Here is an 11,210-nt window from a genome sequence, read left to right as displayed (position 1 = left end):
TTTTGAGTTGAAACGAAGAAAAAGTGTTAGTAGAAAATCGCCTTCGATTTTCCACCAACACAAAATATTATAGAACCAAAATCAATTCTACCTTAGATGTTCTTATATCACTCTATCAGTCCTATTTGACAAAGATCCAAGAAAAAGACGTTGGTCGTCGATGCTGTTCTCTCGCCTACTCCTCGTGCTTGTAGAAGTTGTGGTTCTACTGTGGTAGATGGAAACGGGAAAGCAATTATAGTGAAAAATGGGAAGAAGGAAACGATTGTCCGTTTTGAACAATACAATCATATGCCTTTGGTTACGCGCCTAAAAAAGCAACGCTATACCTGTAAAAACTGTCGTACCCATTGGACGGCTCAAAGTTATTTTGTCCGACTCAGCCATTCAATCGCAGATCATGTTCGATATAAAATTGCTTCTTTACTGACTGAAAAAGTATCTTTGTCTTTTATTGCGAAAAGTTGTCAGGTATCTTTGACTACCGTTATTCGTACATTGAAAGAGTTTAAAAGCTATTTACCAAAGCCTTCTAAGAAGATTCTCCCCAGAGTATTGATGGTTGATGAATTTCGTTCGCACGCTTCCATAGAAGATAAAATGAGCTTTATTTGCGCAGATGGTGAAACAGGAAACTTAATTGCTGTCTTGCCTACGCGTAAATTGCCTCGATTAACAAGCTATTTCTTAGGCTGCACTAATCCTGAAGAAGTAAAATTTTTAGTCACAGACATGAACGCCGCCTACTTCCAGCTTACCAAACGTATTCTGCCAAATGCGAAAGTAGTGATTGATCGGTTTCATATTATCAAACACATGAATCAAGCCTTTAATGAGTTGCGTATCCGTGAAATGAATGAACTTCGTAAAGTAGGACAGAAAAGTCAGGCAGAAAAACTGAAAAAGAACTGGCGCTTTTTGCTAAAAAATCGTGCAAACATCAACCATTATGAATACAAAACATGGAAAAGTTTTCGAGCACCAAAATACCCATTTCTTACGGAAGCGATGATGATTGATCGATTGCTTGGCTTTTCTACGTCCCTGAAGGAGGCGTATCCCTATTTTCATGAATTAGTTGAAGCCTTTCGAGACAAAGACCCTGACTTATTTTTCTCCTTATTGGCAGAACTTCCCGAAACGTTAGATGACGGCTTTCGGGAAAAGCTCCAAAACCTTTTGACCTATGAAGAAGGCATCACCAACGCGATGATCTATCCTTACACCAATGGAAAAATAGAAGCGAAGAATACCCATATAAAGACAATGAAACGAGTATCCTACGGATTTAAATCATTTGAGAACATGAGAATTAGAATCTTTTTGATCAATCAATTAATCAAAGTAAGATAACAAAAAATCTGAGCCAGAATGAGGTTCATTCTGACCCAGATTTGATTTTGTACAACCCATCAGTCCTTATTGACAAAGAGCCAAAAATCTGAACCAGAATGTGGTTCATTCTGACCCGGATTTGATTTTGCACAACTCATCAGTCCTTATTGACAAAGAGCCCAAAAACCAGTTAAGCACTCTGGCTAACTGGTTATGACTAAATTTTCAGTTGTATCTCTCTACCAACACTAAATCGAAGAGCCAGCAGCCTCTCTAGGATGATGTTGGTTGTTGTTTCTTTACGTAGCAACTTCTAGCTCTCTTGAATATAAAAAGGATTGCTGAGAATCAGACGTTGATTTTTCTGCCCCTTGGCGGTACCTAGCACTTCAACCCGAAGATATCCAGGAACAAGCTCTAGTGCTACCCACAAAGGCTCCCCTTTGGTCAGTTTCTTTTCGGCGACCACCTGTTCATTTTGAATCACGCGAATTGTTTTAGGGTCAAACCCAAAGGCTTGTAAACGAGGCTGTGGGGTGTCTTGTACCATAATCTGTAAAATCCCGCTCTCTGGCAGGAGATTATCCCCCATGTAATAGTTCTGATGGGCTTGCTGGAAAGATAGCTCCATCACTGGTCCTAAGGAAATATAGAAATTCCCTTGGCGGAGACTTTGATAAACCTCCGTTAGCGTGAAGATTTTCAATCCAATATAACTGATTGCCGTGTTTTCGGAAGGAGCTTCCATTCGATGCCAGTCTCTACCCCCACTGCAAGAAATACGTTCTCCTTGTAACAGCAACGAGGTCCACCATTCATAAGCCAGTTGACTGCAATAATTTTCATCTGGTGTGGTACGATTCCATACTTCGATAAAATCCACTAAACTATAGTCTTCAATGTGAAAATCCCAGTGACATCCTGTGCAAATAGGGCTGCCAATTGAAAAAGGATGCGCAATCCCCACAATTCCCTGAGCCGCCTTGATTTGACGCAATTGTGGATCAAGGCTTCTTTTTTGTGCTTGGCGCCAGTCAATCACTTGATTTGCTCCAATCACCAGCATGTGCCCATAAAAAGTTGTCCACTCGATACCGGGTACAACTAGGAGATTGCCATCAAAATCATCCTGCTGGTTTTGTTCTATCTTTTCTTGTCGCCATTGTGCATATGGTGCAAAGGTATTATGATCCGTGACGGTCAACACTTGGTAAGGCTCCTCTTTGGCAGCTTGTATCAATTGATGAATAGAAAAATCGCCATCACTATGGCACGTATGGGCATGCAATTCAATGGGATAATACTTCATCCTGCTGACCTCCAATCACACAAATTTCTGCAAAGCCTTTTCTAGAAAGCATACAATGCAAACTAATCTGTAACTCCCAGAAACTAGGAGTCGGAGACACACGTTCAAACCCCAATGAGCTGGTTTTAGCAGATAAATAGATTTCTTGGGTTGCTGCCTTATGGTGGTAACAGCCTAAATAATGTCCCTCTTGAGAAACCGAAAGCGTCAATAGGTTCACTAAGGGCAAAAAATCCTGCCATTTTCCATCTGTTTGCTCCTCTGGTGTAAAATATCGGAGCAACGCTTGTTCCAAGTATGGCTTCGCTTCTTCGTTGTCAACAATTTGAGGCCCATAGGAAAATTGAATCCTCATATACTCGTAGGCTTCAGTCACGACAAAGGGAACTTTTATATGCGTTTGATGGTGTCGTTTCCCTAGTTGATAACGTTCCTGTAATATGACCGTTTCCTGCTTATCTGGCTGATTGCTCATCATCTCACCTTTCTTTTTTACATTGCTGCGGCATGGCTAGCGCCGAGCCTGCTCCTTTTTCAGATTCGTTACGATATAGACAACCGCTGACACGGAACAAATCAAGAACATAATCACCGAAAGCGCAGAGGTACGCTCATAATCCATGTAGCTGTTGAATTGGTCATATAGCGCAATTCCCAACATTTTTGGGTGATTTCCTCCCATCAAAAATGGTGTCGTAAAGGAGCCAACATTTCCCATAAAGACAAAGGTCATCGCCACCACAATGTCTTTATATGTGTTCGGTAGAATCACTTTTAAAAATATCTGCCATTTTGAGGCGCCAATGTCTTTAGCGGCTTCAATCGACGCATTCCGAATAGCCGAGAGTCCCGCCAGAATCAACAGTGTAACAAATGGAATGTTGAACCAAAGATTCATTAAAATAATTCCCCGTTCATTAAACATTAACCCTGGTTTAAAATTAAGACCAAACCACTGACTTATTCGATTAATCACTCCCGCATCCCGAATCACCATTGTCATAGCATACACTGCCACTAGTCCAGGGACAAAACGAGGCACCATATTCAGCACACTCATCCATCGGCTAAACTGATTTTTCTTAAAGCGGATGTATAAAGCTAACCCGTAACCAAATACCAATGAGAAAATCACGGTAATAATGACAATTTCCAAGGTATACCAAAGATTATCCAACTGGATTGGGTCCGTTAAAAAATATGTGTAATTTTCCCAAGTAAAGGCCTTTGTTTCCCCATCTTGAAAACTACGAACCACAGTAGTCAAGACAGGGTACACAATAAACAGCATCACCATGCTAAAAGCTGGAAAAATCATGAGGTAAGGGATCAGCTTAGGTCCATGCTTCTTCCAAAATCCCGCTTTTATCCGTGGCTTGTCTCCGGTTGTTTCAAAGGATTCCTTGTTTTTGAGTTCTTGCATCATTTTGAAAGTGTGCCAATTTCTTGATCCCAACGTTCATTTAAGGAATTGCCTAATGCGCCAATACTGCTCGTTCTAAATGAACTAATATCTAAGCCTTCTAAGTACTTAGAATTGTCAGAAGACAACTTGCTGCTATCAATAACTGGAATTGCTGCCATCGAATCCAACAAGATTTGTTGTGCATCTTCCGTTAGCATAAAGTTCATAACAGCCTGTGCCCCTTCCGGATTAGAGCCAACAGATGGAATAGCTAGAGCATCGACATTTCCAGTAAACCCAGGGGTAATTTGTGTCATTTTAACCGTGTCAGGCAAAGTGCCATTTGACAAGTTGGTAACCAACATATCTGCCCATGCAGGAATCATTGAGACCTCACCATTTACAAGCAAATCAAGGGTCCCTTGGTTTTTATTTGGGTAAATAACTTTTCCACCAGATTGGTATAAATCTGGATGCAACTCTGCTAATAAATCAAAGCCTGATTGCCATTGCTCTTCCCACTTGGTATCACTCGAGGATAGTGCTTCTTCTGGCAAGAAATTGTAGATAGCCGTTTGAACGAATGCTCCACCGGCACCGCCAGATCCTGGCGTGTTGTAAGCAAATTGTCCTGGATTGTCGTGAATCCATTGGTATAACTCATCTGCTGTTTTTGGAGGATTCGTTACTTTACTTGAATCGTAGGCCAAGACAACCGTCGTTCCACGATATGGTACCAAAACTCCTTCACCGTCTGATACTTGTGTTTTCACATTTTCTAAATTAGGGATGTTGGCTGCGTCATATGGCGTAAAAATATCCTCTCCACCTTCTTGTACATAGGTCGCATAGTCAGCATCGGAAGCCAGAATCAAGTCATAATCTGTATCCTTTTGATCGGTTTTTTTCGCTGCAACAATCCGATCCATTAAGCTTTGCGTCCCTGTACCAGATAAAATAAACTGTAACTTCAGCTCATACTTTTTGCCAGCTTCACTTTCATTAAAGGCATCGACAATTTTGTCCATTCCAACTTTGACATTGTCCGATCCACCTGCCCATAGAGTTACTGTTTCCTTTTCTGTTGCAGTTTTACTTGCTTGACTCGTCCCACATCCGCTAAATACCATTGACGCTGCCACAAGACTTACTACCCCAGCTACTACTTTCCCCATCTTTTTCATCCTACTTTTTCCTCCTGATACGTGATTGATTTTTGGATTGTAAAGTACACCTGTTGCTCTTCTTCAAATTTGTTGCTGTCACCTTTTGCTAAATAAATCTTCAGTAATTGCCGTTGATACAAGATGGTCGCAACACTATAATGACCTACTGGCATCAATTGTTTGATCTGTCCCTGATAGGTTCCAGAAGTAGCAGAAAGGAGCGCATCCTCTGGACGAAAGGCAATTTCTAAGCCATTATTTTCTTTTAAAAAGTTCATCTCTCCGATAAACGAAGCAATATAGCGACTCCTTGGTGCATCATAAATCTCTGACGGCGTCCCGATTTGCGCAATTTTCCCTTGCTCCATCACCACGATGCGATTGGATAGCGCCATTGCTTCTTCTTGGTCGTGGGTCACAAAGACGACCGTCACACCAGTTTCTTTTTGAATTCGTTTTAGCTCTTCTCGCATCTGCTGCCGAATTTGGGCATCTAGAGCCGAATATGGCTCATCTAGTAATAAAACAGATGGATCCAATAGCAAGGAGCGACCAATTGCAATTCGTTGTTGTTGGCCGCCAGAAAGCTGATTAGGAAATTTTTTTGCAACATCTGGTAACCCTAGTAAGGTCAGCATGTCAGAAATTTGCTCTTTAATCTTTCCTTTTGGAAGCTTCCTTAACTTTAAACCAAAGGCCAGGTTTTCATACACGGTCATATGATTCCATAAATTGTAGCTCTGAAATACCATGCAGGTAGGCCGTTTTTCTGGCGGCGTCGTGGTGACATCTTCCCCATCGATTAAAATCCGTCCTTCGTCAATCGGTTGGAAGCCCCCCAAGCATCGTAAAATCGTACTTTTCCCGCAACCTGATGGTCCTAGAAGGGTCAAAATTTCCCCTTCATGGATCGTTAAATCAATGGCTTTTACCCCATCGCCATTTTCATAGGTTTTACTCATTTTTTGTATTTGTACCTTTTCCATTGCCATTTCGTTCCTCCTGTTTCACAGTGACATCCCACCAGAAAAAATATCTTTTCCGAAAATTTTTCGACAAAGCCAAATAATCAAAATTGTCGGCAATAGAAGCAACAGAGAAAAGACAGCGCCTGCCATTGGTGGATAGTCCAAAATTACGCTATACATCGAGGTAGCCATTGTTTTGATTTCAGGGAACCCGACTAGCAAAGTGCCTTGGGCCTCTTCCATCGAACCTAAAAAGGTATACATGGATGCAACAGAAATACCTGGAATCGCGGTTGGCATCGTTACTTTTAGAAATGTACGAAAAGGACCGGCGCCAACATCTCTGGCTGCCTCTTCTTGTTGTTGATGAATTGTTTGAAACGAACTAACAGGAATCCAGATCATAAAAATCATCGTGTTTAATATATGAACAATCAGCACGCCAGCTAAGGTTCCCATAAGTTGAAAGCGATAGAACAAAATACCTAAAGCCGTATACAGCCCAATTTTCGGGAACGCATTCGAGAGTAAAAAGGAAAACAAGAAGAAACTTCTTCCTTTAAATTCAAAGCGAGCAAGGGCATATGCAGCAGGGGTACAAATCACGAGGGAAATTGCCGTTGCCAAAACCGCAATCACAAAGGAATTCATAATTGATTGCAACAAATCATCTTGACTAAAAATATATTTCCACCATTCAAACCCAAACTTCGTCGGGAAAACATGGGGAACTTGATAGGTATCCGCAAAAGCTAGCATCAAGGTATTTAACAATGGGCTGTAAAAAAACAAGAGAAAACAAGCAAAAAGGAAAAAATTCCAGAAATATCTTTTCCCAAAACTATGATAAAGACGCTTGGGATTCAAGTATTTCAGCATGACTTTTTGCTCCTTTCTTCCATAAATAGGCCCATGCACAACGTGAGGTTATATTATAAACACCACAGCGCGCAAGGTACTCAATCGTTTCTAGTTCATTGACTGTCCAAACAGAAAATGTCAATCCTAGCTGCTGCCCCACTTCACGGGCCAACTCAGTTAACCATCCTTCATGAATATTGACGATTTGAACGCTTTGATAGGCTAATTTCTGTAAGGTGTCGATCAAATCTGCTTCGGTAATATCCCCAAGTTTTTTTCCTTCGAACTGATTTTCAATATTATAAAATATATGCTTTCCCCAAATCGCGGCCCAAGATAATTGTACATAGCCACTAAGAACAATTTGTGGCCAGATTTGATAGGTTTGTGCCAGCGAAAAAACGGCCATTTCCAATCCCTCTTCTTTTAAATCACAGTTAATGGTCATGGTTGCCTTCTCATTGGCCACTGCTTGAAACACCTGCTCAAGGGTTACCGAATCTGGGACAACTTCTTGCCTGTCATGGGCTAGTATTAGCGTACCATCTGTTTGCTGACGCACATCTACTTCAAAACAAAGCTGGCGATCCAAACAAAAGCGAAGAAATGCCCAGCTATTCTCCTCCGTATTGTCACTACCAGAGTGTGCGGTGATCATGGTCATTTTGACCCCTCCTTTAATTCCGTGATTTTCTCCCACACGTCCACTATACCGATGAAGCGTTAATTTCTTGTTAATTACTTGTAAATTCCCTGCGTTTTTTCAGTAAACTAGTTGTAAATCTTGCATGCTCCTTCCTACGAACTCATGAATCGTCGATTTTGCCCTTCTAGCTAGTTTCACCAATTAAGTAGTTCTACATTCCCCGCTTTTAACCTACTACACCTTTTTTTGTTTTCAGCTATTCCTTCTTCTTGCTGAAAGTCCTTGAGGTTCTTTCTTGCAGGATACCATCAAGGTGTTCAATGGCTTATTCCCATTGAATGACCGAGACTTACTATCAGATTTCTGCTCGTTGAACCAAGTCTTTGATACAGGATTTCTTCCGTCATCTTCTCACAAATACCACCTTGCGTTTCTCTAGCGATTGGTCGATGTGCACCCTCCCAGTGGACTGTCACTACCCCTTTTTGCTATGCCTAGCCCACAAAAAAAGCTGTCCTCACAGACAGCTTTTGTCTACAGTCTGCGCATTCTCATTAGAGAACACTCCCTTTTTTGTGACTTTTCTGAAGCTAGAGTGAATACTTTCAACTGCATTAGTAGTGTACATGATTTTTCTAATGGCGCTGCCATAATCAAAGAGTTGTTCAACATGAGAAAAGTTTCGTTTGCATACATCTACTGCACCAGAATAATGAGACCACCGATTTTGAAAACTGTCGAAGGCAGCGTGTGCAGCGTTTAAAGAAGAAGCACTGTAGAATTTTTTCATGTCTCGACAGACTTCCTTATAATCCTTACTTGGGAGGTATCGTAACGCATTTCGAACAAGATGAACAATACAGCGCTGCACAATGACAGAAGGAAAAATTGCTTTTGCGCCTTCTTTGAGACCGGAAACACCGTCCATCGAAATGAAAAAAACATCTTCTACACCACGTACTTTCAGTTCATCAAATACTTGCATCCAGCGATTTTTAGATTCTGTTTGATTGAGCCATAGGCCTAAAATCTCCTTGTTTCCTTTAAGATCATAGCCAAGAATGGTGTACACAGCATATTCTTTAGCTTCATAGTTTTCGCGTAAAGTGACGTACATACAATCAACGAATAGAAATGCATAACACTTGGCTAATGGCCGAGCTTGCCATTCTTCCAATTCAGGAAGGACGGCATCCGTGATATCAGAAATCATTTCGTGGGAAATATCAAAGCCGTAAATATCTTCAACGGTTGCGGCGATATCGCATTGACTCATTCCTCGTGCATACATGGAAAGAACCTTACCTTCGATGTCGGAGACATCTCGTTTTCTCTTAGGAATCAACTCAGGTTCAAAAGAAGCCTCCAGGTCTCTGGGAACATCAATGTTTACTTTACCAAAGCTCGTTTTAAGCGTCTTATTGCCATAACCGTTTCGTCGATTGTCATGTTTCTTTGGCTCTTTAGAATGGGCGTCATACCCTAAATGGTTATTCAATTCTCCTTGAATCCTTTTTTCAAATAAGGGACCAAACACATCTTTTAAAACATCTTGCATATCCTCTACAGATTCGGGTTGATAAGTATTCAAAATGGATTCAGCTAACTTCTCAGCATCAGGATTTCTTTTCTTTCTAGCCATCGTGTAATCACCTCTTGATCTTATTTTAGAAAAATAAAAACCGTGAAGCAACCACCCGCCTAGGATTGATGGTTACTTACACGGTTTATATTACACTCTCATTTTTGGTGCTAAAAAGCACCGAAAATCTTAATTATTGTCAATTAATAATTCTTTTGGATTCCTTCTTAATATATTGAATGAAGAAATAATCAATGATACAAGAAGTACTAAACTCATAAATATAACTACATAAATCATGAATTTAGGTAATACATTGATATCTAAACTTGATAATGTCTTGTTAAATCCTTCAGCTTCTGCCCCACCACCTAATTGGCTAGATGCAGCTTGTTTAGCTATTTGTTTAGCTATATCACCAGTAACCTTATTCAATATATTATTCCCAAGCTTGTCAGCTGTATATTGAGCTAAGAAATAGGAACCAACGAATGCGGGGATTGATATAAATACCATCTCAATTAGGAATTGACCAAAAATTTCTAATTTTGATATACCTAATGATAGTAATACTGCTATTTCTTTCTTTCTAGCATTCATCCATAAGAATAATAATAATGAAACTACAACTCCTGCAAATATTAATGAGCCAAAGAATAATTTATTTGAAATTGAGTAAATACCTGATATAGATTGTTGTAATGCAGGGTAATTTGATGAACTTTTAATCAAATTATATTCTCTCCAATTTATATCTAATTTCCCAAGATCTTTTATTACACTATCAAGATTCTTATCACCTTTTACAAAGAATGTTGCATCTTGGTATACAGCTGTATCTTCGGTATTACCATAAACTTTAGCAGCTGTATGAACATCAGTGATTAATGTATTTTCGTATAGTTCTTGTGCTGCACTTACTCCACCGCTATTATGCCCATCGAATAGACCTTTAATTTCTACTTCTACTGTTTCATCTGCACCTTTCTCATTATCAGCATCAAATAAATTAGATTTTATTTTTATCTTATCTCCAACTTTAAGATTATTTTTTTCAGCTAAATCTTTATGCATTAAGATTTTATTTTTATCTTCATTTTCTAAATGCTTTCCTTCTACTAATTTATATGCTTCTGATACAAATTTTGTTTCTTTTGTTGAATCGTTAACCCCAGTTAACATAACTGTTCTTTTAAAATTCTTTGCTCTTTCAGGTGATTGATTCGCAAGAGTCTCTTGAGTTTCAATAATATCATAATCAACTAAATCTGCAACACTGTTTATTCTTTTTACATAGGAGTCTATACTATCTGTTTGAGATATCTTTTTAATATCTTCACCTTTTACATTTCCCCCACCTCTAGGTGTTCCTGGATTTACTTGTCTATTTATCTCCATAGAAAAACTATTTGTTATATTAGTAAATGTTTCTTTTGAAGCTCTGTCCGTAGCATCTTTAATAGATAAACTAATGAGACTTAAAGTTGACATAGATAAAATAACTAATATGATAATTAATGATTTTAAACTTTTTCTAGTTACATAAGCAAATGCATTTTTTATCATTATTCAACCTCCAAATTCATTTTATTTACTTTTTTCAACTTTTTACCACTTAGTTCTAAAATGATATCCGCAGAATCTGCTACTTCCTTACTATGTGTTACAACTATTACACATTTATTTCTATCTTTAGCTAATGTCTTTAATATATTAATTATTTCTCCAGCAGTAACACTGTCTAGATTACCAGTAGGCTCATCAGCTAGTATTATTGGAGCATCTGATACCAATGCTCTAGCAATAGCTACTCTTTGTTGCTGTCCACCAGATAATTTCATAACATTTCTTTTTATTTGTTTTTTATCTAAACCTAGTTCAAACAAGATACTTTCATCTGCTGATTTATTTACTAATCTAATATTTTCAATTCGTGAT

9 protein-coding genes and 2 pseudogenes are annotated in these 11,210 nt (G+C 39.1%); 1 reads left to right on the top strand and 10 read right to left on the bottom strand.

Going from position 1 to position 11,210, the window contains the following annotated elements; translation table 11 throughout:
* Positions 1-138 precede the first annotated feature (138 nt).
* A pseudogene (locus tag DVW06_RS16190) lies at positions 139-1,353 on the top strand (ISL3 family transposase); the annotation flags it as partial.
* A gap of 295 nt (positions 1,354-1,648) precedes the next feature.
* Here DVW06_RS16190 and DVW06_RS16185 read toward each other — a convergent pair.
* The 10 genes and pseudogenes from DVW06_RS16185 to DVW06_RS17605 form a co-directional block, all read right to left on the bottom strand.
* Positions 1,649-2,644: a CehA/McbA family metallohydrolase gene (locus DVW06_RS16185; protein WP_137264889.1), complete on the bottom strand. Its 996-nt coding sequence runs from the start codon at positions 2,642-2,644 to the stop codon at positions 1,649-1,651.
* Positions 2,625-3,122 carry a hypothetical protein gene (locus DVW06_RS16180; RefSeq protein WP_238696203.1) on the bottom strand — a complete coding sequence of 166 codons (498 nt, stop codon included), beginning with the start codon at positions 3,120-3,122 and terminating at the stop codon, positions 2,625-2,627. Before DVW06_RS16180 ends, DVW06_RS16185 begins: the two co-directional genes overlap by 20 nt.
* 33 nt (positions 3,123-3,155) lie before the next feature.
* Complete coding sequence (locus tag DVW06_RS16175) at positions 3,156-4,070, bottom strand: ABC transporter permease (RefSeq protein WP_137264888.1); 915 nt, start codon at positions 4,068-4,070, stop codon at positions 3,156-3,158.
* Positions 4,067-5,233, bottom strand: coding sequence for an extracellular solute-binding protein (locus DVW06_RS16170; RefSeq protein WP_137264887.1), 1,167 nt, complete (start codon positions 5,231-5,233; stop codon positions 4,067-4,069). The genes DVW06_RS16175 and DVW06_RS16170 overlap by 4 nt, the downstream gene beginning before the upstream one ends.
* A complete protein-coding gene (locus DVW06_RS16165; protein ID WP_137264886.1) occupies positions 5,230-6,207 on the bottom strand; it encodes an ABC transporter ATP-binding protein in 978 nt (325 codons plus the stop codon). The genes DVW06_RS16170 and DVW06_RS16165 overlap by 4 nt, the downstream gene beginning before the upstream one ends.
* Before the next feature lie 15 nt (positions 6,208-6,222).
* Positions 6,223-6,942, bottom strand: a complete 720-nt coding sequence (locus tag DVW06_RS16160) for an ABC transporter permease (protein ID WP_238696202.1) — start codon at positions 6,940-6,942, stop codon at positions 6,223-6,225.
* An 82-nt stretch (positions 6,943-7,024) separates the two neighbouring features.
* On the bottom strand, positions 7,025-7,708 hold the full coding sequence (locus tag DVW06_RS16155) for a glycerophosphodiester phosphodiesterase (RefSeq protein ID WP_137264884.1): 684 nt from the start codon (positions 7,706-7,708) through the stop codon (positions 7,025-7,027).
* A 526-nt stretch (positions 7,709-8,234) separates the two neighbouring features.
* Positions 8,235-9,332 (bottom strand): annotated as a pseudogene (locus DVW06_RS16150) (IS256 family transposase); the annotation flags it as partial.
* A gap of 129 nt (positions 9,333-9,461) precedes the next feature.
* The gene (locus DVW06_RS16145; protein WP_137264882.1) at positions 9,462-10,838 is read right to left on the bottom strand and encodes an ABC transporter permease; all 1,377 of its coding nucleotides are present in this window, start codon (positions 10,836-10,838) and stop codon (positions 9,462-9,464) included.
* Positions 10,838-11,210: ATP-binding cassette domain-containing protein (locus tag DVW06_RS17605; RefSeq protein ID WP_238696201.1), on the bottom strand; the 373-nt coding region annotated here is incomplete at its 5' end. The genes DVW06_RS17605 and DVW06_RS16145, both read right to left, overlap by 1 nt.

The sequence above is a fragment of the Enterococcus sp. ARL09-542 genome (genome assembly GCF_005234805.1).
GTDB classification, from domain to species: domain Bacteria; phylum Bacillota; class Bacilli; order Lactobacillales; family Enterococcaceae; genus Enterococcus_D; species Enterococcus_D gallinarum.
This window is presented reverse-complemented; position numbering and strand designations above follow the sequence as displayed.